This is a genomic window from Cupriavidus sp. GA3-3 (assembly GCF_000389805.1).
Taxonomy (GTDB): domain Bacteria; phylum Pseudomonadota; class Gammaproteobacteria; order Burkholderiales; family Burkholderiaceae; genus Cupriavidus; species Cupriavidus necator_D.
In genome coordinates, this window is record NZ_KB944477.1 from 49,578 (window position 1) to 74,650 (window position 25,073).

Here is a 25,073-nt window from a genome sequence, read left to right on the forward strand (position 1 = left end):
TACAGGCTGCGCCAAAGAAAAGCCGGTCCCTGTCGGGGACCGGCTTTTTGTTTATGCGTGGGCGGGGACGGCTGCCACTCAATCGCTGCCAAGCTGCAGCTTGTTTTTCTGCCGCTTTTCGATCGCAGATTTGAGCAGCGCCGCACTGCGATAGATGCCGTGTGCGAACTTGCCATACGGCAGCGTCGCAAACAACGCCATCACCACGCCAAGGTGGACCGCCAGCAGCAGCGGCATCGCCGCCGTGCCGCGCCCGGCCAGCAACCCCAGTCCGGTGGCGCTGGTCAGCAGCAGCAGCGCGATGAAGCCGCAGTCCATCGGGCGCTGCCGGGCATCCCCATGCATCGGGTGCCGGCGCAGGTTCAGCCACAGCAAGCCGGCCGGGCCCACCAGCAGGCCCACGCCGCCGGCGGTGCCCAGCAGCACCGGCAGGCTCGTGACCGGATAGGGCGCATGCCAGCCCAGCAGATAGTGGTAGCCGGTCGCCACCGCTGTCGACGCAAAGCACAGCATGAAACCGTAGAACGTGAAATGGTGGAAGCGCCGCCGCGCCAGTGTGAAGCGGTCGCTGGCCTCGTTGCAGCCATCGCCGTGGCCGCCATCGAGGTAGGTCAGTGCCAGCACGTTCCGGGCCGCCTCTGCCACGGCCGGTGCCGACGCTGTGCCGGCAGAGACATCACGCCAGAAGCGGCGCACGCCCAGGCCAAGCGCAAGCACGGCAAAGCCGAACACACTGCCGAACAATGCCGCCAGCGTGTTGTGCGGGAATACCGCGTAGAAATTGCCGCCCTCATGCGTCTGCCACAGCGCGCCGCCCAGCGTGGCGGCGAGTACCAGGAACAACGCCAGCCCGAAGGCCAGCGCCACCGACACCGTCAGCCCGTTGCGCTGGTACAGCTTGCCCAGCGGCGCGGGCCATGCATATTCGCTATAGGTTTCCAGCCGCACCTTTGCCATGGCCTGCGGCACATTGACGCCGAAATCATGCGGCGGCGCGTACTGGCAGGCGTGGTAGCAGGCGCCGCAGTTGTGGCACAGGTTGGCCAGGTAGTTGACGTCGGCCTTGCCGAACTCCAGCCGGCGGGTCATGGCCGGGAACACCGCGCAGAAGCCTTCGCAGTAGCGGCAGGCATTGCAGATCTGCATCTGCCGGGCAACTTCGGCCTCATTGTCGGTCAGCGGCAGCACGCGGATGACGCGGGACTGCGGCGCCGGGGCGGCAGCGTCCTGCCCGGCCAGTTGCGCGGCCTCGCGCGTCAGGGCTTCAAGCTTCTGCATGGATGGCTCCCGTGTTGATGCCCGCCGCCAATGCAGCCTGCGTGCCCGCGATGCGCCCGAAGGCCGTGCCGATCGACATGCCGACACCGGCCGTGTATCCCTTGCCGAGCACGTTGCCGGCCATCATTTCTCCTGCCACGAACAGATTCCCGCTTGGCTTGCCGCCAAAGTGCACCTGGGCGCGGTCGTTGACCTTGAGCCCCAGGTAAGTGAAGGTGATGCCCGGCCGCAGCGCGTAGCCATAGAACGGCGCCTGGTCGAGCGGCCTGGCCCAATGCGTCTTGGCTGGTGCCAGGCCTTCGGTGTGGCAGTCGTCCAGCGCGGTATGGTCGAAGCTGCCGACGCGGCACGCCGCGTTGTAGTCCTGCACCGTGCGCACGAACTGCGCTTCCGGCAGCCCGAGCTTGCGCGCGAGCTCAGGCAGCGTGTCGGCCTTCTCGCCGGGAAACACCGGCGGCATGAAGCGGCCGATGGCCTTGCTGTCGATGATCGAATAGCCGATCTGCCCGGGCTGCTGCGCCACCAGCCGGCCCCAGATGGCGTAGCGCTTGGGCCAGAAGTCCTCGCCCTCGTCGTAGAAGCGCACGGCGTCGCGATTGACCACGACGCCCAGCGACACGCAATCGATGCGCGTGCAGATGCCGCCGTCGTACAGCGGCGCGCGCGCGTCGATGGCGACACAGTGCGATTGCGACGGGTCGCCGATGGCATCGGCGCCCGCGTCGATCATGTAACGCAGCAGCACGCCCTGGTTGAAGCGCGTGCCGCGGATCAGGAAGTTGTCGGCGGGCCATTCTCCACGTTCATTCCGGCCCCAGGCTTCGCGCAGCCATTCGCGGTTGGATTCGAAGCCGCCCGCGGCCAGCACGCAGGCGCGCGCGGTGAAGCGCTGGCTGCCGCTGCGCGCGGCGACGAAGCGGTCGCCATCCAGCTCGATCGCATCCACCGGGGTTTCATAGCGGACCTGCACCCCCATCGCTTCGGCGCTGCGGTAGTACGCGTTGACCAGCGCCTTGCCGCCACCCATGAAGAAGGCGTTGGTGCGCGCCACGTGCAGCGCACCCGACAGCGGCGGCTGGAAGCGCACGCCATGCCTGCGCATCCACGGCCGGCAGGTCGATGACGCGCGGATCACCAGCCGCGCCAGGTGTTCGTCGGTGATGCCGCCGGTGACCTTGAGCAGGTCCTGCCAGTACTCTTCCTCGGGATAGGCATCGACCAGCACGTCCTGCGGCGCGTCGTGCATGCAGCGCAGGTTGCGCGTGTGCTGGGAGTTGCCGCCGCGCCAGGCGCGCGGCGCGGATTCGAGCAGCAGCACCGAGGCCCCGGCTTCGCGCGCCATCAGCGCCGCGCACAGGGCCGCGTTGCCGCCGCCAATTACCAATACGTCGACCATGGGGATTGTCTCCTTGCTGGCGCCATCTTGGCGCGCAAGGCGGGCGGGCGCCAGCAGGGGCGCGGCAAGGGGGCTTCAGCTTTCGTGAAGCCCGGCCGGGGCACAGCCGGCTCAGCGCGGGCGCAACGTGGCGCCGGGCCAGCGCCCCTCGCGCACCAGCGTGGTGGCGACGTCGGCCAGCACCACGCGCGCGGCCAGGCCCGCCGGCGACAGTTCATCGTCGGACAGGCTGACCAGCAGGTTGGGCCGCGTGGCGCCGGCGTCGGTGACCAGTATGCTGCGGTAGGGCGTGCCGTGGCTGCGCGCCAGTGCCGCGCCCGGCTGGATGGTGGCGCCCAGGCCACCGCGCACGGCGTCCATCAGGATCGCCAGCCCGTCGATCTCCGCCACCACCTGGGGTTCGCGCTTCGCCTGGCGAAAGCACGCGGCGACCAGCGCGCGCAGCCCGTGCGAGCCGCTGGGCAGGATCAGCGGCAGCTTGCCAAGTGCCGCCACCGAGGTCTGCTCGTCGCGCGGCATGCCGGCCAGCCCCTCGGCGCCGATCACGAACAGCCGCTCATCGAGCAGCGGCAGCACGCTCCAGCGCTGCGCGGGCTCCTCGCTGAACAGCACCGCCAGGTCGATCTGGCGCGCGCTCAGCATCGTGCCGAGGTAGCCGGACAGGCTCTCCACCATGCGCAGTCGCACGTCGGGGTAGCGCTCGCGCATGGCCTGCATGAAGGGCAGCGCCAGCACCGCGGCGGTGCTGGGCGGCAGGCCCACGCTGACATGGCCCGACAGGCGCGCCTGCCGCGCGGCCAGCGCGGCATCGTCGATATGGCGCAGCGCCAGCTGGGCCTGGCGCCAGAAGGCCAGCCCGGCGTCGGTGGCGACCACGCCGGTGGAAGTGCGCTGCAGCAGCCGCGTTGACAGCTCGCTCTCCAGCCGGCTGATCTGCTGGCTCAGCGCGGACGTGACCACGCCCAGCTCCAGCGCCGCCTTGCCCATGCTGCCGTGCTCGATCACGCTGACGAAGTAGCGCAGTTGCCTCAGTTCCATGTCGCGTCCCCGCTGCCGCAATTTGCCCGCATGGTAGCGGAAAACCTGCCGCGGTTCACGAATCCTGAAGACCCGTTAACGCCCGCCCGATGGCGCGCTTGCCAGCGGCTGCGTAGAGTCGCACCGGTCAGAAACCGGCGGAAGCGACACTACGCAGCCGCCATTCCATAACAACATGACTTCCCGCAAAGGAGACTGCATGACAACCGTTTCGCGCATGCGCCGCGCCGTGATGGCCGGCCTCGCCGGTACCGCTGTGCTGGGCGCGCCCGCCGCGTTCGCCGCGGACAACTGGCCGGCCAAGCCGATCACCCTGGTAGTGCCCTTCGCCAGCGGCGGCACCACCGACATCCTCGCCCGCACCATCGGCCAGAAGCTGGGCGAGGCGCTGCAGCAGCCGGTGGTGGTGGATAACCGCCCCGGCGCCGGCGGCACCCTCGGCGCGGCCAACGTGGCGCGCGCGCCGGCCGACGGCTACACCTTCCTGCTGGCCACCGTCGCCCACACCATGGCGCCGGCCATCTACAAGAGCCTGCCCTACGAGTTCACGCGCGATCTCGATCCGGTGGGCCTGGTGGCGCTGACGCCCAATGTGCTGGTGGTCAATCCTGCGATCCCGGTGAAGTCCGTGTCCGACCTGGTCGCCTATATCAAGGCGCATCCCGGCAAGGTCAACTACGGCTCGGCCGGCATCGGCAGCACCGAGCACCTGTCCGGCGAGCTGTTCCGCGCGCTGACCGGCACCGACGTTGCGCATGTGCCGTATAAGGGCGGCGCGCCGATGATGACCGACCTGATCGCGGGCCAGATCCAGATGGCGATCGAAACCAGCCCGTCGGCGTCGCAGCACGTGCGCAGCGGCAAGGTCCGGGCGCTGGCGGTTACCACCGCGAAGCGTTCCGCCGCCTATCCCGGCGTGCCGACGCTGGCGGAGAGCGGCGTCAGGGGCTACGAAGTCACCACATGGTTCGCGCTGATGGCGCCGCGCGGCACGCCCGCGGCGATCGAGCAGCGCGTCTCGGCGGAGCTGGGCAAGCTGCTGAAGGCGCCGGAGGTGCAGAAGCGGTTTGACGAGCAGGGCGTGACCGCTGGTGACATGACGCCAACGCAGCTTGCTGCCTTTATCCGCGCCGAGACCGACAAGTGGGGCAAGGTGGCGCGGGAATCGGGGGCGAAGGCGGAGTAACGGCCTCGCTCACAAGGGCGGCGCTGGCGTTACAGGAGGAGATCGCGCGGGAGCGGCCGCGGCAGCCGACCGGCTGCCAGAACGGGGGCTGAACACCCCTTGCCGGCAACAGTCCAATGGATGTCGCCAGCCTGAATACGGAGGAACCCAAAATGCATGACCTTTCCTTCGTTCACGCTGACGCGGCCCACGTCGAATGGCAGGTCGCGCTGGCAGACTGCCAGCGCCAGCTGGACACGCAGGATTTCCTGCGCCAGGCGAAGGCAGACAACGCGCCGCCGCTCACGCTCGGCTGGTGCTACCTGAGCGACTACTACGCGCTGGCCGCCGAGGCCATCCTTGCCGCGCTGCAGCAGAACTGGCCCGGTGTGTCCTGGGTCGGCACGGTCGGCCTGGGCGTATCCGCCAGCGGCAAAGAGTATTTCGACGAGCCGGCCATGGTGCTGATGGCGGCGCCGTTTCCGCGCGACGCGTTCCAGCTGTTTTCGGGGCGCCAGCCCTTGCCGCCCGCGTCTTCCGGCTTCGTTCCGCATACCGCGCTGGTGCATGCCGAGGGCAGTACGCCCGATGTGCAGGACCTGTTGCATGAGCTGAGCGCGCGCACGGCCACCGGTTACCTGTTCGGCGGCTTGTCGTCGGCCCGCAACCGTACCTTGCATATTGCCGATGGCGTGTTTTCCGGTGGACTGTCGGGCGTGCTGTTCGGCCCCGAAATCGAACTGGTCTCCCGCGTTACGCAGGGCTGCCAGCCGATCGGGCCGGTGCGCGCCGTCACGCGCAGCGATCACAACCTCCTGTTCGAGCTGGACGGCAAGCCGGCCCTGGATTGCATCCTGAATGACCTCGGCGTCGAGCGCGATGCCCAGGTGGAGACCATGGCGGAGGCGCTGGCCGGAACGCTGGCCGGCCTGAATTCAGCCGCCGACGATGCCCCGGTGCTGCCCGGCAGGTTCGGCTCGGACACGCTGGTGCGCCACCTGATCGGCCTGGACGTGCAGCATCGCATGCTGGCGCTGGCCGACATGGTCGAGCCCGGCATGCGGCTGGCTTTCTGCATGCGCAATGCTGACGCGGCGCGCGCGGACCTGGTGCGCGTCGCCACCGAGATCCGTACGGAGATCGAACGCGGCGGCAGCCGCGCACGTGGCGCGCTCTACATCAGTTGCTCAGGCCGGGGCGGGCCGCATTTCGGCGCGCCGCATGCCGAGCTGCAGACCGTACGCCGCGCGCTTGGCGACCTGCCGCTGGCTGGCTTCTTTGCCGGCGGCGAGATCGCAAGGGATCACCTCTATGGCTATACGGGGGTGCTGACGGTATTCACCGGCCATTGAATCCGCGAATGACAGCATCGATGTTGCGCATCTGGCGCGCAAACCAGATGCGCAACAGGCTGTTCGACAGGACCATCGGCAGCGAATACGCAATGATCCGATACACCTTGCCGCGCTGCAGTCTGGACGCCTTTGCCGGGTCCAGCCAGTCGTCGTTGCGCACCAGCAGCAACAGCGTTTCCATGCCGATAAGGACGGGCCACAGGCAAGCCAGCCGCAGCCGGATAAAACGCGGGTGAATGGCAAGCGTGTACGCCATGGCCTCGCAAAAGTGGTCCAGCGTCTTGCGCACGAGCTCGAGCATCAAGGCCCGCGCGCGCGGCGAGGCGTCCGCAAGCAGCAGATCCTGCGGGCTCAGGCCATGCTGGTGCAGCATCGTCACCGGAAGATAGCAGCGGCCGATGCGCAGGTCCTTGCCGCAGTCCCGCAGCACATTGGTCATCTGCAAGGCTTTGCCGAAGCGGACCCCGCGGCGCAGCATGGCGTCGGGCTTGCCGATCGCGCCAGGCATGTGCGCGGCGGTCATGCTGGTCCAGAACTCGCCCACGCATCCGGCGACCAGGTACGTATAACGGTCAAGCTCTTCCGGCTCGCGCAGTGCGACGATGCGGCCGGCGTTTTCATCAGGGAAGGTGCGCAGGTCAAATTCCATGCCCTCGCTCAGCGTCGATACGATCTGCCGTACCGCTTGCCGGTCGTCCGGCTCCAGCTGCGCCAGCACCGCCAGCGCAGGGCCCAGTGACTCGAGCAGGATGCGCTCGTCCGACTGTTGTTCCTGCCGGCCTGCCACCTCGGTTGCGATGCTGTCGGCCAGCGCCGTGTCTGCGGTTGCACCGTTGACCTGGTCGCGCAACGACAACAGCAGCGCCAGGCGCCGTTGTGGCGGGATCAGCGAGGTATCGGCAATCGTGTCGGCGGCACGCGCCAGCAGATAGGCCAGGCCGACCGGATCGCGCATCCGCTCGGGCAGCACGCGCAGCGTGAGATAGAACGAACGCGAGACGCCTTTGAGCAGCGGACCGAGGAGAAACGCCCGGCTGGGTTCGCGCATGGGTGGTGTCCTGTTCCCTGGGAGGTTGGCGAAAGTGACAATGCCCGGGTGGCCGTCAGGCCGGGCCCGGGCATTGTACCTTCGACGCCAGGGGCAGATTGCTGGCCCTGTTCAGGGCGAGTCCTTGCCGAGATAGCGCTCGAACCACTGCGCCGCCAGGCGAGCGACCGATTCCAGTGCGCCGGGTTCCTCGAACAAATGCGAGGCGCCGGGCACGATCACCAGCTTCTTGGTGCATGTCAGCTGGGCATAGGCCGATTCATTGCGTTCCAGGACGCTCAGGTCCAGCCCGCCGATGATCAGCATGGTGGGCGCAAGCAGTTTCGCAAGGGCGTCGGGGCCCGCCAGGTCGACCCGGCCCCCGCGCGAAACGACGGCGTGTATCGGGATAGACGACTGGCATGCGGCACGGATCGACGCGGCGCCACCAACGCTGGCGCCGAAGTAGCCGAACCGCTGTGGCACGGCTTGCTGCCGCGCCACCCAGCTGGTTGCCTGCGCCAGCCTTGTCGCCAGGAGCTCGACGTCGAAGCGGATGGCCTGCACCTGGTCTTCATCCGGCAGCAGCAGGTCCATCAGCAGCGTTGCCATGCCGCAGCGATTGAGCTCCGCGGCCACATATCGATTGCGCGGGCTAAGCCGGGAACTGCCCGTGCCGTGCGCAAACAATACCAATGCGACCGCGCCGGGCGGCAACGTGAGTATGCCTTGCAAGTCCACGCCGCCGGCCGGGATCACAACCTCGATGGCTTCTGAATTGCTCGGCATGGCGCAGTCCTCCGACGGGTGGTGCGTAGACGTGCATCGCGTTGCAATCGCGCCCATCCAAGTCCACTATAGGGCGGGCGTGGCGGCGGGGCCAGTCGCCGTGTGCAGGTCTCCTGGCGCACGCAATCGACAACCATCCCTTTGGATCAGGAGGAAACATGAAGACCCTGTTTCTCGTCCGGCATGCCAAGTCAAGTAAAGATGATCCCTCCTTGCCCGACCGTGAGCGCCCCCTGAATGACCGTGGCCTGCAAGACGCCCCGGAAATGGGCAAGCGCCTGGCCGAGCGTAAGCTGAAGCCCGACCTGCTCCTGTCGAGTCCGGCCCTGCGTGCGCTGACGACAGCGCAACTGATCGCCGACGAGCTCGGCTATGCACGCAAGGACATCGCGCTCGATGACCAGCTGTACGCCACCAGCGCGGAGCAGTTGCTGGCCGTCGTTCGTGCGCTCGACAAGAAGCTCGATTGCGTGATGCTGTTCGGTCACAACCCCGAGTTCACCGACTTCGCGCATCGCTTGTCGGACGAGATTACCGACATGCCGACCTGCGCCGTCGCCAGATTCAGCTTCGACACCAAGGCGTGGGAGGATGTCGGCGAAATCACCCCGTCGAAAGTCACGCTGGAATCGCCGAAGAAGTAATCCGATGCCGGCCGCCTTCGGCGTGGCAGTGATATATCCGGCTTGACCATACGGGGCGAAGCGATAAGAATTTGTGATCGCAGGCGAAAGCCTGCCCTCACGCTTCTCTATGCTTGGTCCCACCCATGATCCCACCCGTCAGCACCCTCCACGGCCGCCTGAAAATGCAGCACCTGCGCCTGCTGCTGGCGGTGGAGGAGCGCGGTTCGCTGCGCCAGGCCGCCGAGGCGCTGACGCTGACGCAGCCCGCGGTCAGCAAGATGCTGCAGGACATGGAGGACCTGCTCGGCGTGCCGCTGTTCGAGCGCCATGCGCGCGGGCTGCGGCCCACGCGCTTCGGTCTGGCGGCCACGCGCTATGCCCGGCTGGTGTTTGCCGACATGGGCGGGCTGCGCGATGAACTGGTGGCGCTGGAGTCCGGCAAGATCGGACGCGTGCGGGTCGGGGCGGTGATGGCGCCTACACCGGGGCTGCTTGCCGACGTGATCCGGCAGCTCAATCGCGATCATCCGCGGCTGGAGGTGGCGGTGCACGTGGAGACCAGCGATGTGCTGATGCCGCAGCTTGAGCGCGACCAGCTCGATATCGTGCTGGGGCGCGTGCCGGATGGCTGGGACAGCAGCGGGCTGGACTTCGAGCAACTGGGCGACGAGGGCCTGGCCATCGTGGTCGGGCCGCAGCACCCGCTGGCGCGGCGCCGCAAGCTGTCGTTCGAGGAACTGACGGGCTACCCGTGGATCATGCAGCCGCGCCCCAGCCCGATGCGCGCGCTGATCGACCGCTCGTTCGAGGATGCCGGCGTGCCGGCGCCGCCGTCGACCATCGAGACCGCGGCGGTGCTGATGACCACGTCGTTGCTGGCGGACAGCGAACTGATCGCGGTGCTGCCGGAGTCGGTCGCCGCCTACTACGGCAGGCTTGGCGCGCTGGCGGTATTGCCGCTGCCCCTGCCGCGCAAGCTGGGGCCCTATGGCATCGTCACGCGGCGGGGCCGCCCGCCGACGGCATCGATGAGCCTGCTGATCGATGCGTTGCGGGCATTGTCGAGGTGAGCCTCAGCCGGGCATCCCCTGCAGCTTGCCGTCGAGGCGCCACGCGTGGCGTTGCGGGCTGTCCGGGCGCAGCGACGCGGGCAGCAGGCCGGGCGGCATGTCCTGGTAGCTGACCGGGCGCAGGAAGCGCGCGATGGCCAGGCTGCCGACCGAGGTGCTGCGGCCGTCGGACGTCGCCGGCCACGGCCCGCCATGCACCATCGCATGTCCGACCTCCACGCCCGTGCCGAAGCCATTGACCAGGATGCGTCCCGCCAGGCGTTCCAGCGCTGGCAGGAAGGTGCGGGCGGCGTCGTGGTCGGCATCCTCGATATGGAGCGCGGCGGTCAGCTGCCCCTCCAGCGCGTCGATGACGCGCCGCATCTCGGTGAGGTCGCGGCAGCGCACCACCAGCGAGGCGGCGCCGAAGACTTCGTGGCGCAGCGCTTCGTTGGCCAGGAAGACATCGGCGTCGGTGGCGAACAGCGCGGCCTGTCCCTGCGCAGCCGATCCCGCCGCGCCGCGCGCAACGGTCTGCACTTGCGCATGGCTGGCGAGCGTATCGACGCCGGCGCAATAGGCACGATGGATGCCGGGCGTCAGCATGGTCGCAGCCGGCAGCGCCCCCAGCCGCGCAGCCGCGGCCTGCAGGAAGCGCTCCAGGTCATCCCCCGCAACCGCCAGCACCAGGCCGGGGTTGGTGCAGAACTGCCCGGCGCCCAGCGTCAGCGAATCCGCGAACGCCGTGCCGATGGCTTCGGCGCGATTGGCCAGTGCGTGCGGGAACAGCAGCACCGGGTTGATGCTGCTCATCTCGGCAAACACGGGGACCGGTTCTGACCGTGCCGCCGCGATCGCCATCAGCGCCATGCCGCCGGCGCGTGAGCCAGTGAAGCCGACGGCCTTGATGCGCGGATCGGCCACCAGCCCCTGGCCGACCTCCAGCCCGGCATCGAACAGCAGCGAGAAAGTCCCTTCGGGCAGGTCCATGTCGTCGACGGCCTTGCGGATGGCGCGGCCGACCAGCTCCGATGTGCCCGGGTGCGCCGGATGCGCCTTGACGACGACCGGGCAGCCCGCGGCCAGGGCCGAGGCGGTATCGCCGCCGGCCACCGAGAATGCCAGCGGGAAGTTGCTGGCGCCGAATACTGCTACCGGCCCCAGCGCGATATGGCGCAGGCGCAGGTCGACGCGCGGCAGCGGCTTGCGTTCAGGTAGCGCGGGGTCGACGCGCAGTTCAAGGAAGTCGCCCTGGCGCAGCAGGCTTGCGAACATGCGCAACTGCCCCACGGTGCGGCCGCGCTCGCCTTCGATGCGCGCGCGCGGCAGGCCGGATTCGGTGGTGCAGCGGTCGATCAGGGTATTGCCCAGCGCCAGGATGTTGGCGGCGATGGCTTCGAGGAAATCGGCGCGCCGCTCGGGCGTGGTCTCGCGGTAGGCGTCGAATGCCTGCCATGCCAGCGCGCAGGCCTGGTCGAGCTGCGCGGGCGTGGCGCCGCCGAATGCCGGTTCGAGGGCGGCTCCGGTGGCAGCGTCGATGGCGTGGATGGTGCCGTTGCCGCCGCGTTCCGCGCGGCGGCCGATCAGGAGTTCGCCTGAAATTGTCATGCCTTGTCCTTTCGATGAGATCAGCGGGCCCAGCGCAGCACCAGCGGATCGAGCCGGCGCGCAATCTTCAGCAGCCCTTCGCGGGTGGCCGGGTGCATCGGCTGCAGCGGATGACGCACCGCGTCCGATGCGATCACGCCGCCTGCCTGCATCAGTACCTTGCTGGTGGCCAGCCAGCCTTGCCGGTTTTCATAGTTGATCAGCGGCAGCCATTGCTGGTAGCGCTGCGCGGCCAGTTCGGCGTCGCCGGCCTGCCACGCATCGAGGATCTGGCGGATGCCGTCGGGGAAGCCCGCGCCGGTCATGGCGCCGGTGGCGCCCGCTTCCAGGTCGGCCATCAGCGTGATGGCCTCTTCGCCGTCCCAGGGGCCGACGATGGCGTCGCCGCCCAGTTCGATCAGTTCGCGCAGCTTGGCCGCGGCCTGCGGCACTTCGATCTTGAAGTACGACACATTGCCGATCTCGCGCGCCATGCGCGCCAGGAACGGCGCGCTCAGGGTGGTGCCGCTGACCGGCGCGTCCTGGATCATGATGGGAATGTCGATGGCATCCGAGACCGTGGCGAAGAACTCGTAAATGCTGCGCTCGGGCACGCGGATGGTGGCGCCGTGGTAAGGCGGCATCACCATCACCATGGCCGCGCCCGCATCCTGCGCCGCGCGGCTGCGCTCGGCGCACAGGCGCGAGCTGAAATGCGTGGTGGTGACGATTACCGGCACGCGGCCGTCCACGTGTTCCAGCACGGTCTTCATCAGCACGTTGCGCTCGTCGTCGCTCAGCACGAACTGCTCGGAGAAGTTGGCCAGGATGCAGATGCCGTGCGAACCCGCATCGATCATGAAGTCGATGCAGCGGCGCTGGCCGTCGAGGTCGAGGCCGCCCTGCGCGTCGAAGACGGTGGGCGCTACCGGGAATACGCCGCGGTAGACGGTGGGGGATGGGGTGCGGGTCATGGTCTCCTCCGGCTGCTTGTGAATTGGATCGGGCCAATATACGAGCCGCCATCCGGGCTGTATATTGAAACCTTTCCATCTGGTGATCGCTTTTGCGACTCACAGATTCCTTCATGAAATCCACCCTCGACGCCCTGACCGGCCGGTTGCGCATGAAGCAGCTGCAACTGCTGATCGCGCTGGACGAGCATTCCTCCCTGCACCAGGCCGCCGCGGCGATGGCGATGACCCAGTCGGCGGCCAGCAAGTCGCTGCAGGAGCTGGAAGGCATGCTGGAAGCGCCGCTGTTCGAGCGCTCCAGGCGCGGCATGCGTCCCAATGCCTTCGGCCATTGCGTAATCCGGCACGCACGCCAGCTGGTGGCCGACCTGGGCGCCATGTGCGAGGAGGTAGCGGGCATCCGCGCGGGCAGCGGCGGGCGCGTGGCCATCGGCGTGATCATGGGGGCGGTGCCGGAGGTGCTGGTGCCGGCGCTGGCGCGGCTGCGCCAGGCGCAGCCGGAGCTGGCGCTGGAGATCATCGAGGACACCAGCCTGCGCCTGCTGGGGCTGCTCGACGACGGCCACCTCGACCTGGTGATCGGCCGCTCGCTGGTCAGCGATGAACCGGCCCGCTACCACTACCACCCGCTGGGCGATGAGCAGGTCGCGGTCGTGGTGGGCCATGCGCATCCGGCACCGCGCGCGCGCGCGATGGGGTTTGCCGACCTCGCAGGTTATCGCTGGATCACCTATGCAGGCCATATGCCGATGCACGCGCTGCTGCAGCGCGAGCTGGACCTGGCCGGCATGAGCTTTCCCGCCAATGCGATCTCGACCTCGTCGGCCTTCGTCACGGTGGCCATGCTGCAGGGCGACCCCGGGCTGGTGTCGCTGCTGCCGACCGGCGTGGCGGCGATGTTCGTGCGCCAGAAGATGCTGCGCATCCTGCCCGTGCGGCTGCAGTCGCGGCAGCAGACTTTTGGCATCGTGACGCGGCGCGGCGGCACCTTGTCCGCGGCGGCGCGACAGCTGGTCGCGATCCTGAAGGCATTGCCGCGCACTGCGCAGCAGGCGGCTGCCGAGGTATAACGCCAGGTGATCGCCAGTTCAAAAAACATCAGTAGTGGCGAATCACTGATGCTCCTATAGTCTGCCCATCCGCGCCGCAGAGCCGGACAGCAAAATGACGGAGACAGCAATGAAGACATGGATCGCCGGCGCACTCGCCGGCCTGGCCACGGTGGCGGCAGTAACGGGCAATGCCTGGGCGCAGGACACACGGCCGGTGCGGCTGATGGTGGGTGCAGCGCCCGGCGGCGGCACCGACGTGATGGCGCGCATCGTCTCCGACAAGCTCGCCGCGCAGCTGAAGCAGCCAGTCGTGGTCGACAACCGCCCCGGCGCGTCCAACACCATTGCCGCGGATTTGACCGCCAAGGCGGCGCCGGACGGCAATACGCTGCTGATGGGCGTGGTGACCTCGCAAGCGATCGCGCCGCACCTGCTCAAGCTGCAGTTCGATCCGCTCAAGGACCTGGCGCCGGTGGCGCTGGTGTCGTCGGTGCCCAATGTGCTGGTGGTCAACAACCAGGTGCCGGCACGCGACGTCAAGGCGCTGGTGGCGCAGATCCAGGCCAACCCGGACAAGTTCCGCTACAGCTCGTCCGGGGTCGGCAGCACCCAGCACCTGGCCGGCGCGTCCTTCGCGCGGCAGATCAAGGGCAAGCTGCTGCACGTGCCGTACAAGAGCAGCAGCAGCGCGCTGGTGGACCTGATGGGCGGGCAGGTGGACATGAGCTTCGAGACCATGCCGTCGGTCATCAGCCATATCAAGGCCGGCAAGCTGCGCGCGCTGGCGGTCACCGCGGACCAGCGCTCGGCGCTGCTGCCCAACGTGCCCACGCTGGCTGAAGCGGGCGTGCCCGGCATCCAGATGAGTGCATGGTACGGTGTCTATGCGCCGGCCGGCACGCCGCCCGCGACACTGCAGAAGCTGGGCAGCGCGCTGGCCACGGTGATCAGGGACCCTGACACCGTGCGCCGGCTGGCCGATGTGGGCGCGGTGCCCGGCGCGCTGACCGCGGCGCAGTTCGATGCCTTCTCGCGTGCCGAGTATGTGCGCTATGGCAAGCTGATCGCTGAACTGGGCGTCAAGCTCGACCAATAACAACCCCGGAAGTCCAATGAATTCCCGTCCAAGAATCGCCATGGTGCTGGGCGACCCCGCCGGCATCGGCCCCGAACTGATCGCCAGGCTGCTGGCCGACCCCGCGACCGCCGCGCAGGCCGAGATCCTGCTGATCGCCGACCGCGACGAATGGCGCCACGGCATGCGGATCGCAGGCGTCGAGCTGGCGCTGGCCGAGACCGATGCGCCCGCCTTTGCCGATGATGGCAAGCCGCGCCTGTACCACTGGCAGCTGCCGGAGCGCCCGGCGTATGCGCGCGGCCAAGCCAGTGCCGAGGGCGGGCGCTACAGCCTGGGCACGCTGGCGCTGGCACTGCAGCTGGCGCAAGCGGGCCAGGCCGACGCGATCCTGTTCGGGCCGCTCAACAAGAGCTCGCTGCACGCCGCCGGCATGGCGCACAGCGATGAGCTGCACTGGTTTGCCGAGCAGCTTGGCTGCCACGGCAACTTCTGCGAGTTCAATGTCCTGGACGGGCTGTGGACCTCGCGCGTGACCTCGCACGTGGCGCTCAAGGACGTGCCGGCGATGATCACGCAGGAACGCGTGGGCGGCGCCATCGACCTGATTGACCAGGCCCTGCGCCGCGCCGGCATGGCGCGCCCGCGCATCGCGGTGTGCGGCCTGAACCCGCACAACGGCGACAACGGCGCCTTCGGCCGCGAGGAGATTGACGTGATCGCCCCGGCCGTGGCCGCGGCGCGTGAGCGCGGCGTGGCGGCAGACGGTCCGTTCCCGGCCGACACCATCTTCCTGAAGGTGCAGGGCGGGCCGTCGCAGCGGCAGTTCGATGCTATCGTCACCATGTACCACGACCAGGGCCAGATCGGCATCAAGCTGATGGGCTTCTCGCGCGGCGTGACGGTGCAGGGCGGGCTGCCGGTGCCGATCACCACGCCCGCGCATGGCACCGCGTTCGACATCACGCAGCAGGGCCGCGCCGATCCGGGCGCCACGCTGCAGGCATTCCAGATCGCCTGCCGCATGGGCGCGCAACGGCGCGCCACAGCCTAGCCACCACCTTCACCACACCGAATCCAGCAAGACCGCCCCCGGCGCGGCCGGGGAGCGTTCGCGCCAACGCATCGCCATCAGGAGCTGAACATGAAGATCACCAACGTCCGCGCCCGTGTCTTTGAATGGAAGGGCAAGACCGTGCCGCCGCAGGCGCATTTCTGCACCAACGCCACCGACATCCTGTTCGAGCGCGGCGACGCTATGGGCTCGTTCCGCTTCCACGGCTGGCTGGTGGTTGAAGTGGAAACCGATACCGGCCTGGTCGGCATCGGCAACTGCGCGCTGGCGCCGCGCGTGGCCAAGGAGATCGTCGACCAGTACCTGGCGCCGGTGGTGATCGGCCAGGACCCGTTCGACAACGAGTACCTGTGGCAGAAGATGTACCGCCGCACCCATGCCTGGGGCCGCAAGGGCATCGGCATGGCGGCGATCTCGGCGGTCGATATCGCGCTGTGGGACCTGATGGGCAAGGCGGTTGGGAAGCCCGTGTTCAAGCTGCTGGGCGGGCGCACCAAGGAAAAGATCTGGTGCTACGCCTCCAAGCTCTACAACAATGACGACCGCGACGCGTTTCTGGCAGAAGCGCAGCACTACCTCGACCAGGGCTTCACCGCGATGAAGATGCGCTTCGGCTACGGCCCCAAGGACGGCCCCGCCGGCATGCAGAAGAACATCGAACAGGTGCGCCTGCTGCGCGAGCTGGTCGGCGACGGCGTCGACATCATGCTGGAGTGCTACATGGGCTGGACCCTGGAGTACGCGCGCCGCATGCTGCCGCGCCTGGCCGAGTTCAACCCGCGCTGGCTGGAAGAGCCGGTGATCGCCGACGATATCGAGGGCTATGCCGAGCTGAAGAAGGCGAGCCCGTTCCCGATCTCCGGCGGTGAACATGAATTCACCTCTTACGGCTTCAAGGACCTGCTCGAGCGCCGTGCGGTGGACGTGATCCAGTACGACACCAACCGCGTCGGCGGCATCACCGCGGCGCAGAAGATCAACGCCATGGCGGAGGCCTGGTCGGTGCCGGTGATCCCGCACGCGGGGCAGATGCATAACTACCACCTGACCATGGCCTCGACGGCTTCGCCGATGTCGGAGTACTTCCCCGTGCACGACGTCGAGGTGGGCAATGAGTTGTTCTACTACATCTTCAAGGGCGATCCGGCGCCGGACAACGGCTACCTGCAGCTCGACGACAACCTGCCGGGGCTGGGCCTGGAGCTGAACGAGGAGTACTTCAGCCAGTTCGACATCATCGGCTGACGGGCCAGTTGCCGGGTTCTGCCCGGCCGGGCAGCGCGCCATGTTTCACGACAATGCGCGCTGCCGCTTCAAGGCCGCCTCTTCTTCCACTCATAGTCCGGTGGCGGGTCGGCCGCGCCGGCCCGGCCCACGGCGTTGGGATTCTCCGAGCACAGCGTGACAAAGCTCACCGGCTCGCCCGCGTGCTGGCGCTGGCGCAGCGCCTCGGTAAAGTGCAGGGCCTCACGCATCGCATCGCTTGGGAATGACTGCGCGTGGGGGCTGAGCCCGGTGCCGTCGGCTTCGGACCAGTAGACCATATACATAAGGCTTCCTCTTCGTTGCGGCAGGCAATTTTGCAGGATCCCGCAACCTTCGTTCCCGGCGCCGGGAGTGTTGCATGATGGCGCGGGAGGCAGGCAAGGCACGCCGGTTGCAATCCCTGCATCCACGCTTTGCAAGCCTTGGCATGCGGCGGCACAATGATCGCTTCCCGACACCTTGCCGGCGCTGCGCCGACGCCGACCGCCTGCCGCGCCGCCTATCATGCCCGATCTTGCGCTGATCCCCGCCACGGCTGCCGATGCCGACCGGCTCGCCGCCATGCACGCCGCCAGCTGGCAGCACACCTATCCCGGCATGCTGCCGGCTGCTTACTTGCGGGACCAGGCCTACCCGGAACGGCTGGCCGCCTGGCGCGCCCGCATGCACAACGGCGCAGACGGCCCCGTGGAAGTCACGCTGGCCATGGTCGACGGCGAAACCGCTGGCTTTGCCTGCCTGCTGCCCGAGGCGGAGCCCCGCTTCGGCATCTATCTCGACAACCTCCACGTGCTGCCGGCTTTCCACGGCCAGGGCCTGGGCAAGCGCTTGCTGGCCCACTGCGCGCAGCGCGTGGCCGCGCACTGGCCCGGGCGGCCGCTGTTCCTCTATGTGCTGGAAGCCAATACGCAGGCGCGCGAGTTCTACCAGCGGCTGGGCGGCGAGGAATCCGAGGCGTTCGAGGATGATTTCCACGGTCCGGACCTGCGGGTCATGGTCCGCCGCGTGACCTGGCCGGACGTGGCGGTGCTGGTCAGGCGCCTGGGCTGACCAGGACGGCGCGTCCGGGTCAGCCGACGGCAAAACACTCCCACAGGAATCCCTTCCCCATGCTGCAAGCCATTGCTCTCGTTGTGCCAAGCAAACCATGCCGGGCATTGGCCGGTGCCGCCATCGCCACGGCAGTGCTGGCCGGTTGCGCCAGCGCACCCGACACGCCTTCCGCCGCCAGGGCGGTGGAGGCGGCGGCCACGCCGGCCCAGGCGAAGCCGCACTGGCAGCGCGTGCACCTGGGCACGGGCGCGGGCTATGACTTCCCGGTCTACGCCAACCATCCACTAGACCAAGACCTGTCGCGCATCCGCGAGGTGGTGTTCGTGCAGCACGGCCTGCAGCGCAACGGCGATGATTACTACGCCGCCGGTGCTGCATTGCTCAAGGCCAGCGGCCGCAATCCGGACGAGGTGCTGCTGGTCGTGCCCAACTTCCCCGGCACGCCAGACCACGGCAAGGGCTTCGACGGCATGCCGCAATGGTCGGTGCAGGGCTGGATGAGTGGCGAGAACGCGGTCAACGCGCCGTTCACGGTCAGTTCACTGCAAGTCCTCGATGACATGATGGCCTTCGTCACCGACAAGGCGCGCTTGCCGCGGGTGGCCAGGGTGACCGTGGCCGGGCATTCGGGCGGCGCACAGATCGTGCATCGCTATGCCGTGCTGAACAATGTCGACGAGCGCATCCGCGCGCGCGGCATCGACCTGCGCTATGTGGTGGCCAACCCCTCGTCCTACCTGTACTTCACGGCGGTGCGCCCGGCCGGCGCGGACGGCCGCTCGTTTGCGCCTTACGACAAGGCAGTGTGCCCGGATTACGACAAGTACCGCTATGGCATGCAGGACATCGTGCCCTACGCCAAGGGTGCCAATGGCCAGTCGCTGTACCAGCGCTACGCCGGGCGTCAGGTGACCTACCTGGCCGGCACGGAAGACAACGACCCCAACCACCGCGTACTGGACAAGGCGTGCGGCGCTGAGGCCGAAGGTCCCACCCGCCTGCAGCGCGCCCGCGGCTACCTGCGCTATGAGCGCTACCTGGCCAGCCCCGGGCTGGTGATCCGCCACCAGGCCTATGAAGTGGTGGGCGTGGGGCACGACCAGGCACGCATGTTCGGATCGCAATGCGGTGCCAGGGCGGTGTTCGACATGGCGGAAACGGCCAACCCCGACGGCGCCGCCTGCCGCGCGCCGCAGCTCTGATTCCGCCGGCCAAGAAAAAACCCGCGAATCTCGCGGGTTCAAGTCCCTGCCCGCAGGAACGGGCTCGGAGGAGACAACCACAGGGAAACGGTTACGTGCCCGGTCAGCCCAGGCTGAATTTGACAACCTGTTCTTCGACGCCGACAAAGCGCACCAGCTGGCGTAGCCCGCTGGCGTATTCCTTGATATGGTGCCCGTCCGGCGTATCGGGCAGGCGGTAGTAAATGGGCGCCTTGTCGCGCATGGGCGGCAGGATGCCGATCGGGAGTTCGACGGCGTCGGCTTCCCAGGCCACGTCGCGCTCTTCGGCAAGCAGGATTCTTCCGGTCATGGACACACTCCAGGATTGCTGCAAGGTGCGGCCGGGGGCGGGTATGCGCTCGCACTGGATTTTCAATGTATGGAATGTATTGCATCCAACGCAGAAATGCCATTCAGCGTTTTTTAATTCTGTCTGCCAGGAAATTTCCAAAATGACAAATTTAACGAATGTATGGCATCTGCTGGCGACGCCGGTGACGACATCGCTGAGGGTGCTGCGCAAGGCCGGCATTGCGATACCATAGCGCCAGCCCCGCGAAGTGCGGCTACCGGCGCGTCCCGGTTCCGGGTCTGCCGCATCCGCTTCCAACCATTTTCCATCGCCCCCCGACGGGCCACTGCCCAGACGCATGTCGACCCAGCACGCCTTGTTGATTTCCCTGATCGAAAAACCGTCGTCCGGTTATGACCTGGCGCGGCGCTTTGACCGTTCCATCGGCTATTTCTGGCATGCCACGCACCAGCAGATTTATCGCGAGCTGGGGCGGATGGCTGACAGTGGCTGGATTGCCGCGGATGAAACCGAGGCGGCGGAAGGCGAGGCCGGTGGCGGCGACCGCAAGAACCGCAAGAAGGTCTACCGGGTGTTGCCGGCCGGCCGTGAAGAACTGGCACGCTGGGTGCTGACCCCCGGCGCCAGCCTGGATCAGCGCGAGGAAATCCTGGTCAAGCTGCGCGCCGATGCGGTGATCGGGCCGCTTGGCCTCGGTGACGAGATGCGTCGGCTGATCGCGCTGCATCGGGCCCGGCTGGAGACTTACCTGGCCATCGAGCGGCGCGATTTCTCGACGCCGGACATGGACCGCGCGCAACAGCTGCGCTATGCGCTGCTGCAGCGCGGCATCCGCTTCGAGCAGGACTGGGTGGCCTGGGGCGAGGAACTGCTGCCGCTGCTGTAGCCGCGCCCGCTTGGGCGGCGGCTACGGCCTGCCAGGCCAGCTGACCGGCTGCGTCAGGCCAGGTTGACGGCGCGCGTGCCGGCCTGCTTGGCCTCGCCCAAGCCCAGCCGGCGGCGTGCCAGCGCATATTCCTCGGCAAAGCGGCGCACCAGCTCGCCTGCGGGCACCACGCGCTTGATTGCGCCCACGCCCTGGCCGGCGCCCCAGATGTCCTTCCACGCTTTGACGCTGGTGGAGCCGAAATTCATCTTCGACGGATCCGATTCGGGCAGCGCGTTCGGGTCCAGGCCGGCGCGCTCGATGCTGCCGCGCAGGTAGTTGCCGTGCACGCCGGTGAACAGGTTGGAGTAGACGATGTCGTTGGCGGTGCTGTCGACGATCATCTGCTTGTAGCCGTCCTGTGCGTTGGCTTCCTGCGTGGCGATAAAGGCCGAGCCGATATAGGCCAGGTCGGCGCCGGCGGCCTGCGCGGCCAGGATGGCGTCGCCGCTGGAGATCGAGCCCGACAGCAGCAGCGGGCCGTCGAACCATTCGCGGATCTCGTGCAGCAGCGCGAACGGCGACAGCGTGCCGGCATGGCCGCCGGCCCCGGCGGCAACCGCCACCAGTCCGTCCGCACCCTTCTCGATGGCCTTGCGTGCGAAGGTGTTGTTGATCACGTCGTGCAGCACGATGCCGCCGTACGAGTGCACTGCGTCGTTGACTTCCTTGCGCGCGCCCAGCGAGGTGATCACGATCGGCACCTTGTAGCGCACGCACAGCTCCAGGTCATGTTCAAGCCGGTCGTTGGACTTGTGCACGATCTGGTTGACGGCGAAAGGTGCCGACGGGCGGTCCGGGTGCCTGGCGTCGTGTTCGGCCAGCTCGGTGGTGATGCGGTCCAGCCATTCTTCCAGCTTGGGTGCCGGGCGCGCATTCAGCGCGGGGAACGAGCCCACCACGCCGGCCTTGCACTGGGCGATGACCAGGTCGGGGTTGGAGATGATGAACAGCGGCGAGCAGACCACCGGCAGCGACAGCCGGTTCTGGAGTTGGGCGGGAAGGGCCATGGGTGAAGTCTCCTGGGTATTTCGGTAAGGCGAAAAAGCGGTGCTGCGAAACAGGGTTGCGTCAGGCCGCGCCGGTCAGCACGTCCTTCTGGCTGGCCAGGCGCGCGCCCATGGCGGCGGCCAGCGCCTCCAGGCCCGAGCGCGGGCGCACCATGACTTCGAACTCGGCAATGCGGCCGGCGTCGTCGAAGCGGATCATGTCGATGCCCTTGAGCGCCTTGCCGTCCACGGCCGCGCTGAATTCCAGCACCACGCTGTGGCCGTCCTCGCTGACAAAGCTGCGGTGGTAGCGGAAGTCCTGGAACACCTGGTTCACCGTGGTCAGCACCAGCCCAATCGCGGCGCGGCCGGGATAGGGGGTGTGCGCGACCGGCGAGCGGAACACCACCTCATCGGCCACGATGGCGTCGAGCCCGGCCATCGAACCGTTGGCCAGCATCTGGTGCCAGGCTTCAAGTGAGGCCTGTGCGGCGGGAATCAGGTTGGTGGTGGTCACTTCGGTCTCCTTGGCTGGCGTCAGTGCGCGGCGTCTTGTTGCGGGGGTTTTATGCAACCAGTTGCATAGTGGATGGAAAGGTAGCATGCGCCGGGGCACCGTGCAAGCGATGCGGGGCCTATGGTGCCGGCGCCCCGCCGCGCAGTGACGGGTTGTCTACAATAGGCGGGATCCCAACCCCGCACGCCGGCCCCCGGCAGGAGAGTCAGTGACCACTAAGCCCTCCGCTGCCCATCCTGAACAGGCTGCCTTGTTCGATGCCGACCTGGCCGCCTGGCGCGACCATCCGGAGCGCGCGTTCGACGGCTGGCTGGCACGGCATGGCTTCCGGCACGGCACCAGCGTGGTGTACCGCGCCATGTGGGGCAAGCTGCTGCGCTGGTCGGCCGAGCGCGGGCTGCCGCCGCTGAGCTGGTCGGCGGAGCAGATCGGTGAGTTCCTGGACGCGCAGCAGCTGCACAAATCGCACCGCTATCGCTATACGCGGCTGATCGAACGGGTGTTCCATCACCTGGCGCGGCTGCGCGAGGGCATGCACAACCCGGCCAGCCAGGCGGTGCGCGCCCATCTCGCCGACGGCGAGAACGATCCCACCGCGTTCCTGCTGCCGGGCGAGCGCGACCTGCTGGTGGCGCGGATACTTGGCCCGGCCGGCATGCCGGCCGGCGACACGCGCACCGCGGCATCGCCCACCCAATGGAAGCGCGCCCGCGATGTGGCCCTGCTGGCGGTGCTGCTCGGCGGCGGCCTGAAGGTAGGCGAAGCGCGGGCGCTGCGGGTCGATGCCATCGAAGCCGGCGCCCCCGGCCGGATGGCGCTGCGCATGGTCCGCGCGGACAACGGCCGAGCCTATACCGTGCCGCTGTTCAGCCTGGCCCATGCGCCGCTACGGGCCTGGCTGGCATTGCGCGAAGCCTCCGGCACGCTTGGCGGCCTGGTGTTTCCCGCCATGCCGGCGGGCCGGCCGATGCATGCCGCCTCGGTCTACCGGCGCGTGGAGATCCTGCTGGACGAGGCCGGCGTGCTGGCCGGGCGCAGCGAACGCGCGTCGCCGCAGACGCTGCGCAATACCTGCGCCGCCATGCATTTCGAGGCCGGCACGGCGCCGGCCGAGGTGGCGCAATGCCTGGGCATGCGCGACCCGGAGTCCGGCTGGCGGCTGCGCGCCGCCTATGAGGCCTGGCAGGCGCGGGCGGGGCTGGTGGCGGAAGTGCCGGGAAGCCGGGTCTAGCCCCGCGCGCCGGGCCGGCTGCCCTGGGCGCATCGGCAGATCGTGGATAATAAGCAGCTTCGCCGGCCTACGCGGCGGAAAGAGGTGCTTGCGCCACGTTTTGAATCCGCCAGGCCAAGGCCCGGCCCTGAATCGAATTCCGACACCGATTTTCCATGCCTGAAACCTTGCTCCTGACCGGTGCCACCGGCTATATCGCCTCGCATACCTGGGTTGCACTGCTCAATGCCGGCTACCACGTGATCGGCCTGGATAATCTTTGCAACAGCAGCCCGGTGGTGCTGGAGCGGCTCGCCACCATTACCGGCAAGACCCCGCATTTTGTGCAGGGCGACGTGCGCGACCGCGCATTGCTGGACCGGCTCTTTACCGAACACCGCATCAGCGGGGTGATTCATTTTGCCGCACTCAAGGCAGTGGGCGAATCGGTGAGCCAGCCGCTGGAGTATTACAGCAACAACCTGGGTGGGCTGCTGACGGTATGCGCGGCAATGGGCGCGGCCGGGGTGAAACAGCTGGTGTTCAGTTCTTCGGCCACGGTTTATGGCAATCCCCATGCGGTGCCGATCCTGGAGGATTTCCCGCTGTCGGCCACCAACCCGTATGGCCAGACCAAGCTGATGGGCGAGCAAATCCTGCGCGACCTGGAAACATCGGATCCGGACTGGCGCATTGCCTACCTGCGTTATTTCAATCCGGTCGGCGCGCATGAAAGCGGGCTGATTGGCGAGGATCCGCGCGGTATCCCGAACAACCTGATGCCGTATGTGGCGCAGGTGGCCGGCGGGCGCCGTGAAAAGCTGATGGTATTCGGCGGTGACTACCCGACGCCGGACGGCACCGGCGTGCGCGACTATATCCACGTCTGCGACCTGGCGGACGGCCACCTGGCGGCGCTGGGTTACCTGCGCGCGCAGGGCAAGAGCATGACCGTGAACCTGGGAACGGGCCGCGGCTACAGCGTGCTGGAAGTGGTGCAGGCCTACCAGCGTGCCAGCGGCAAGCCGGTGCCGCATGAGATCGTGGCGCGGCGCCCGGGCGACATCGCCTCGTGCTACGCCGATCCCGCGCTGGCCAACCAGCTGCTGGGCTGGCGCGCGCGCCATGACATCGACCGCATGTGCCAGGACTCATGGCGCTGGCAGTCGATGAATCCGCAGGGGTTTGACGCCTGACGCCCCGGGCAGGTGGCGCCGCAGTGTTGTGCAGGCGCCGCGGAAGACCAGAAAACAAAAACGCCACGGAATTCATCCGTGGCGTTTTACCATCTGCCGGATCGCGGGTTTCAGCGGATCAGGAAGTCTTCAACTGCCTTGCCCTGGGCCAGGGCCTGGGTCAGCCAGCCCGGGCGCTTGCCGCGGCCCGTCCAGGTATTGCCGGCGCTGTCGCGATAGCGTACCGGCACCTTGCGGTTGACCGCCTTCTTGCCGGCCGGCACCTTTGCGCCAAAACCCAGGTCTTCCGCGGTCAGGCCATATTGCTCGATTTTCTCGCGAATATCCGCGATCACCGTGGCTTGTTCGCGTGCCTTGATTTCCTCGGCCTGCTTCTGCAGTTCACTGATTTTCTGAACGATTTCCTGATACGTCGCCATTGGGTCCTCGGTTTCCGGTGGAGTGGAATGCGGTGGGTGTGTGCGGGGGTGAAAATGCTGAAAACAATTATAACGGGGTCGCCGCCCGCTGCAAATCCTGCCGGACTAATCGGATGCTGTTTTTGCGAAAATTCTTGGCGCCGATAATTGTGTGAACTTTCGGTGTCGTGGTCTGTCACCGGCATTTCCGTCGTCGTCGGCCCGGCTGCAGTTCCGGCCGCAGTTCCGGGTTCAGGCCCGCAAATGGTGCGGCCGTACGCAAACTGGCCCGGCGGCAGCCAGCCGCCGCCAAAATCAAATCGCCATAATCGGCCGCGGCAAGCCACGTGGCGTATATCCGACAGGCCGGTTATCGCCGATTAATTGCGCCCGCCACCGGCGCGGCGGCTCAAGTAACAGGAGGTCGCGCCGTTATCCGGGCAGGGCGGATCATCTGGGCGTCGATCCTGCCGGAACGGGGTTGGGGGTGTGCCCCG

Annotated in this window: 26 protein-coding genes; 14 read left to right on the forward strand and 12 right to left on the reverse strand. The window is 67.7% G+C overall.

The window, feature by feature from the left end:
* Nucleotides 1–78 precede the first annotated feature (78 nt).
* The 3 genes from tcuB to C265_RS13645 form a co-directional block, all read right to left on the reverse strand.
* Nucleotides 79–1,278, reverse strand: coding sequence for a tricarballylate utilization 4Fe-4S protein TcuB (gene tcuB, locus C265_RS13635; protein WP_010809835.1), 1,200 nt, complete (start codon nucleotides 1,276–1,278; stop codon nucleotides 79–81).
* Complete coding sequence (gene tcuA, locus C265_RS13640; RefSeq protein ID WP_010809836.1) at nucleotides 1,265–2,674, reverse strand: FAD-dependent tricarballylate dehydrogenase TcuA; 1,410 nt, start codon at nucleotides 2,672–2,674, stop codon at nucleotides 1,265–1,267. The genes tcuB and tcuA overlap by 14 nt, the downstream gene beginning before the upstream one ends.
* 111 nt (nucleotides 2,675–2,785) lie before the next feature.
* Nucleotides 2,786–3,712, reverse strand: coding sequence for a LysR family transcriptional regulator (locus C265_RS13645; protein ID WP_010809837.1), 927 nt, complete (start codon nucleotides 3,710–3,712; stop codon nucleotides 2,786–2,788).
* 199 nt (nucleotides 3,713–3,911) lie between these two features.
* Between C265_RS13645 and C265_RS13650 the strand changes: the two genes are divergently transcribed.
* Both C265_RS13650 and C265_RS13655 read left to right on the forward strand, forming a co-directional pair.
* Nucleotides 3,912–4,898: a tripartite tricarboxylate transporter substrate binding protein gene (locus tag C265_RS13650; RefSeq protein WP_010809838.1), complete on the forward strand. Its 987-nt coding sequence runs from the start codon at nucleotides 3,912–3,914 to the stop codon at nucleotides 4,896–4,898.
* Between the two features lie 152 nt (nucleotides 4,899–5,050).
* The gene (locus tag C265_RS13655; RefSeq protein ID WP_037024337.1) at nucleotides 5,051–6,229 is read left to right on the forward strand and encodes an FIST N-terminal domain-containing protein; all 1,179 of its coding nucleotides are present in this window, start codon (nucleotides 5,051–5,053) and stop codon (nucleotides 6,227–6,229) included.
* Here C265_RS13655 and C265_RS13660 read toward each other — a convergent pair.
* Both C265_RS13660 and C265_RS13665 read right to left on the reverse strand, forming a co-directional pair.
* On the reverse strand, nucleotides 6,216–7,280 hold the full coding sequence (locus C265_RS13660) for a phytoene/squalene synthase family protein (protein WP_010809840.1): 1,065 nt from the start codon (nucleotides 7,278–7,280) through the stop codon (nucleotides 6,216–6,218). The two genes, C265_RS13655 and C265_RS13660, sit on opposite strands and share 14 nt — an antisense overlap.
* A gap of 111 nt (nucleotides 7,281–7,391) precedes the next feature.
* Nucleotides 7,392–8,048 carry a dienelactone hydrolase family protein gene (locus C265_RS13665; RefSeq protein ID WP_010809841.1) on the reverse strand — a complete coding sequence of 219 codons (657 nt, stop codon included), beginning with the start codon at nucleotides 8,046–8,048 and terminating at the stop codon, nucleotides 7,392–7,394.
* 158 nt (nucleotides 8,049–8,206) lie between these two features.
* Between C265_RS13665 and C265_RS13670 the strand changes: the two genes are divergently transcribed.
* On the forward strand, nucleotides 8,207–8,692 hold the full coding sequence (locus C265_RS13670; RefSeq protein WP_037024330.1) for a histidine phosphatase family protein: 486 nt from the start codon (nucleotides 8,207–8,209) through the stop codon (nucleotides 8,690–8,692).
* 125 nt (nucleotides 8,693–8,817) lie between these two features.
* Nucleotides 8,818–9,744 carry a LysR family transcriptional regulator gene (locus C265_RS13675; protein ID WP_010809843.1) on the forward strand — a complete coding sequence of 309 codons (927 nt, stop codon included), beginning with the start codon at nucleotides 8,818–8,820 and terminating at the stop codon, nucleotides 9,742–9,744.
* A 3-nt stretch (nucleotides 9,745–9,747) separates the two neighbouring features.
* Here the strand turns inward: C265_RS13675 and C265_RS13680 are convergent, their stop codons facing one another.
* Both C265_RS13680 and C265_RS13685 read right to left on the reverse strand, forming a co-directional pair.
* Nucleotides 9,748–11,331 (reverse strand): aldehyde dehydrogenase (NADP(+)), encoded by a 1,584-nt coding sequence (locus C265_RS13680; protein WP_010809844.1) that lies wholly within the window; start codon nucleotides 11,329–11,331, stop codon nucleotides 9,748–9,750.
* 20 nt (nucleotides 11,332–11,351) lie between these two features.
* On the reverse strand, nucleotides 11,352–12,284 hold the full coding sequence (locus tag C265_RS13685; RefSeq protein ID WP_010809845.1) for a dihydrodipicolinate synthase family protein: 933 nt from the start codon (nucleotides 12,282–12,284) through the stop codon (nucleotides 11,352–11,354).
* A 113-nt stretch (nucleotides 12,285–12,397) separates the two neighbouring features.
* On the opposite strand from C265_RS13685, the gene C265_RS13690 reads away from it, so the two are divergent.
* The 4 genes from C265_RS13690 to C265_RS13705 all read left to right on the forward strand — a co-directional run bounded on the left by C265_RS13690 (nucleotide 12,398) and on the right by C265_RS13705 (nucleotide 16,731).
* Entirely contained in the window at nucleotides 12,398–13,354 is a 957-nt protein-coding gene (locus C265_RS13690) for a LysR substrate-binding domain-containing protein (protein ID WP_010809846.1), read from the forward strand.
* Between the two features lie 109 nt (nucleotides 13,355–13,463).
* Complete coding sequence (locus C265_RS13695; protein WP_010809847.1) at nucleotides 13,464–14,432, forward strand: tripartite tricarboxylate transporter substrate binding protein; 969 nt, start codon at nucleotides 13,464–13,466, stop codon at nucleotides 14,430–14,432.
* A gap of 16 nt (nucleotides 14,433–14,448) precedes the next feature.
* Nucleotides 14,449–15,465 (forward strand): 4-hydroxythreonine-4-phosphate dehydrogenase PdxA, encoded by a 1,017-nt coding sequence (locus C265_RS13700; RefSeq protein WP_037024331.1) that lies wholly within the window; start codon nucleotides 14,449–14,451, stop codon nucleotides 15,463–15,465.
* Nucleotides 15,466–15,555: 90 nt separating this feature from the next.
* Nucleotides 15,556–16,731 (forward strand): L-rhamnonate dehydratase, encoded by a 1,176-nt coding sequence (locus C265_RS13705; protein WP_010809849.1) that lies wholly within the window; start codon nucleotides 15,556–15,558, stop codon nucleotides 16,729–16,731.
* A gap of 68 nt (nucleotides 16,732–16,799) precedes the next feature.
* On the opposite strand, the gene C265_RS13710 is transcribed toward C265_RS13705, so the two are convergent.
* A complete protein-coding gene (locus tag C265_RS13710; protein WP_010809850.1) occupies nucleotides 16,800–17,036 on the reverse strand; it encodes a hypothetical protein in 237 nt (78 codons plus the stop codon).
* Between the two features lie 220 nt (nucleotides 17,037–17,256).
* Between C265_RS13710 and C265_RS13715 the strand changes: the two genes are divergently transcribed.
* Nucleotides 17,257–17,802 (forward strand): GNAT family N-acetyltransferase, encoded by a 546-nt coding sequence (locus tag C265_RS13715; RefSeq protein ID WP_010809851.1) that lies wholly within the window; start codon nucleotides 17,257–17,259, stop codon nucleotides 17,800–17,802.
* Between the two features lie 59 nt (nucleotides 17,803–17,861).
* Nucleotides 17,862–19,007 (forward strand): hypothetical protein, encoded by a 1,146-nt coding sequence (locus C265_RS13720; RefSeq protein ID WP_037024333.1) that lies wholly within the window; start codon nucleotides 17,862–17,864, stop codon nucleotides 19,005–19,007.
* 103 nt (nucleotides 19,008–19,110) lie between these two features.
* On the opposite strand, the gene C265_RS13725 is transcribed toward C265_RS13720, so the two are convergent.
* Nucleotides 19,111–19,338, reverse strand: coding sequence for a hypothetical protein (locus C265_RS13725; protein WP_010809853.1), 228 nt, complete (start codon nucleotides 19,336–19,338; stop codon nucleotides 19,111–19,113).
* Here C265_RS13725 and C265_RS32190 point away from each other — a divergent pair.
* Both C265_RS32190 and C265_RS13730 read left to right on the forward strand, forming a co-directional pair.
* Complete coding sequence (locus tag C265_RS32190; RefSeq protein ID WP_144062247.1) at nucleotides 19,337–19,573, forward strand: hypothetical protein; 237 nt, start codon at nucleotides 19,337–19,339, stop codon at nucleotides 19,571–19,573. The two genes, C265_RS13725 and C265_RS32190, sit on opposite strands and share 2 nt — an antisense overlap.
* A gap of 105 nt (nucleotides 19,574–19,678) precedes the next feature.
* The gene (locus C265_RS13730) at nucleotides 19,679–20,227 is read left to right on the forward strand and encodes a PadR family transcriptional regulator (RefSeq protein WP_010809854.1); all 549 of its coding nucleotides are present in this window, start codon (nucleotides 19,679–19,681) and stop codon (nucleotides 20,225–20,227) included.
* A gap of 53 nt (nucleotides 20,228–20,280) precedes the next feature.
* On the opposite strand, the gene C265_RS13735 is transcribed toward C265_RS13730, so the two are convergent.
* Together C265_RS13735 and C265_RS13740 are read right to left on the reverse strand one after the other, a co-directional pair.
* Nucleotides 20,281–21,276, reverse strand: a complete 996-nt coding sequence (locus C265_RS13735) for a nitronate monooxygenase family protein (protein ID WP_010809855.1) — start codon at nucleotides 21,274–21,276, stop codon at nucleotides 20,281–20,283.
* A gap of 61 nt (nucleotides 21,277–21,337) precedes the next feature.
* Nucleotides 21,338–21,772 carry a nuclear transport factor 2 family protein gene (locus tag C265_RS13740; protein WP_010809856.1) on the reverse strand — a complete coding sequence of 145 codons (435 nt, stop codon included), beginning with the start codon at nucleotides 21,770–21,772 and terminating at the stop codon, nucleotides 21,338–21,340.
* Between the two features lie 208 nt (nucleotides 21,773–21,980).
* Between C265_RS13740 and C265_RS13745 the strand changes: the two genes are divergently transcribed.
* Both C265_RS13745 and galE read left to right on the forward strand, forming a co-directional pair.
* Complete coding sequence (locus tag C265_RS13745) at nucleotides 21,981–23,003, forward strand: tyrosine-type recombinase/integrase (RefSeq protein ID WP_011616425.1); 1,023 nt, start codon at nucleotides 21,981–21,983, stop codon at nucleotides 23,001–23,003.
* Nucleotides 23,004–23,158: 155 nt separating this feature from the next.
* A complete protein-coding gene (gene galE, locus C265_RS13750) occupies nucleotides 23,159–24,178 on the forward strand; it encodes a UDP-glucose 4-epimerase GalE (protein WP_010809858.1) in 1,020 nt (339 codons plus the stop codon).
* A 110-nt stretch (nucleotides 24,179–24,288) separates the two neighbouring features.
* On the opposite strand, the gene C265_RS13755 is transcribed toward galE, so the two are convergent.
* Nucleotides 24,289–24,597 carry an H-NS family nucleoid-associated regulatory protein gene (locus C265_RS13755; protein WP_010809859.1) on the reverse strand — a complete coding sequence of 103 codons (309 nt, stop codon included), beginning with the start codon at nucleotides 24,595–24,597 and terminating at the stop codon, nucleotides 24,289–24,291.
* Nucleotides 24,598–25,073 lie beyond the last annotated feature (476 nt).

Coding starts and splice junctions, on each gene's coding strand:
- C265_RS13650 (WP_010809838.1), top strand. CDS start 3,912: ATGACAACCGTTTCGCGCATGCGCCGCGCCGTGATGGCCGGCCTCGCC.
- tcuB (WP_010809835.1), bottom strand. CDS start 1,278: ATGCAGAAGCTTGAAGCCCTGACGCGCGAGGCCGCGCAACTGGCCGGG.
- C265_RS13675 (WP_010809843.1), top strand. CDS start 8,818: ATGATCCCACCCGTCAGCACCCTCCACGGCCGCCTGAAAATGCAGCAC.
- C265_RS13720 (WP_037024333.1), top strand. CDS start 17,862: ATGCTGCAAGCCATTGCTCTCGTTGTGCCAAGCAAACCATGCCGGGCA.
- C265_RS13725 (WP_010809853.1), bottom strand. CDS start 19,338: ATGACCGGAAGAATCCTGCTTGCCGAAGAGCGCGACGTGGCCTGGGAA.
- C265_RS32190 (WP_144062247.1), top strand. CDS start 19,337: ATGGACACACTCCAGGATTGCTGCAAGGTGCGGCCGGGGGCGGGTATG.
- C265_RS13715 (WP_010809851.1), top strand. CDS start 17,257: ATGCCCGATCTTGCGCTGATCCCCGCCACGGCTGCCGATGCCGACCGG.
- galE (WP_010809858.1), top strand. CDS start 23,159: ATGCCTGAAACCTTGCTCCTGACCGGTGCCACCGGCTATATCGCCTCG.
- tcuA (WP_010809836.1), bottom strand. CDS start 2,674: ATGGTCGACGTATTGGTAATTGGCGGCGGCAACGCGGCCCTGTGCGCG.
- C265_RS13665 (WP_010809841.1), bottom strand. CDS start 8,048: ATGCCGAGCAATTCAGAAGCCATCGAGGTTGTGATCCCGGCCGGCGGC.
- C265_RS13755 (WP_010809859.1), bottom strand. CDS start 24,597: ATGGCGACGTATCAGGAAATCGTTCAGAAAATCAGTGAACTGCAGAAG.
- C265_RS13695 (WP_010809847.1), top strand. CDS start 13,464: ATGAAGACATGGATCGCCGGCGCACTCGCCGGCCTGGCCACGGTGGCG.
- C265_RS13670 (WP_037024330.1), top strand. CDS start 8,207: ATGAAGACCCTGTTTCTCGTCCGGCATGCCAAGTCAAGTAAAGATGAT.
- C265_RS13710 (WP_010809850.1), bottom strand. CDS start 17,036: ATGTATATGGTCTACTGGTCCGAAGCCGACGGCACCGGGCTCAGCCCC.
- C265_RS13645 (WP_010809837.1), bottom strand. CDS start 3,712: ATGGAACTGAGGCAACTGCGCTACTTCGTCAGCGTGATCGAGCACGGC.
- C265_RS13700 (WP_037024331.1), top strand. CDS start 14,449: ATGAATTCCCGTCCAAGAATCGCCATGGTGCTGGGCGACCCCGCCGGC.
- C265_RS13685 (WP_010809845.1), bottom strand. CDS start 12,284: ATGACCCGCACCCCATCCCCCACCGTCTACCGCGGCGTATTCCCGGTA.
- C265_RS13735 (WP_010809855.1), bottom strand. CDS start 21,276: ATGGCCCTTCCCGCCCAACTCCAGAACCGGCTGTCGCTGCCGGTGGTC.
- C265_RS13680 (WP_010809844.1), bottom strand. CDS start 11,331: ATGACAATTTCAGGCGAACTCCTGATCGGCCGCCGCGCGGAACGCGGC.
- C265_RS13730 (WP_010809854.1), top strand. CDS start 19,679: ATGTCGACCCAGCACGCCTTGTTGATTTCCCTGATCGAAAAACCGTCG.
- C265_RS13705 (WP_010809849.1), top strand. CDS start 15,556: ATGAAGATCACCAACGTCCGCGCCCGTGTCTTTGAATGGAAGGGCAAG.
- C265_RS13690 (WP_010809846.1), top strand. CDS start 12,398: ATGAAATCCACCCTCGACGCCCTGACCGGCCGGTTGCGCATGAAGCAG.
- C265_RS13660 (WP_010809840.1), bottom strand. CDS start 7,280: ATGCGCGAACCCAGCCGGGCGTTTCTCCTCGGTCCGCTGCTCAAAGGC.
- C265_RS13655 (WP_037024337.1), top strand. CDS start 5,051: ATGCATGACCTTTCCTTCGTTCACGCTGACGCGGCCCACGTCGAATGG.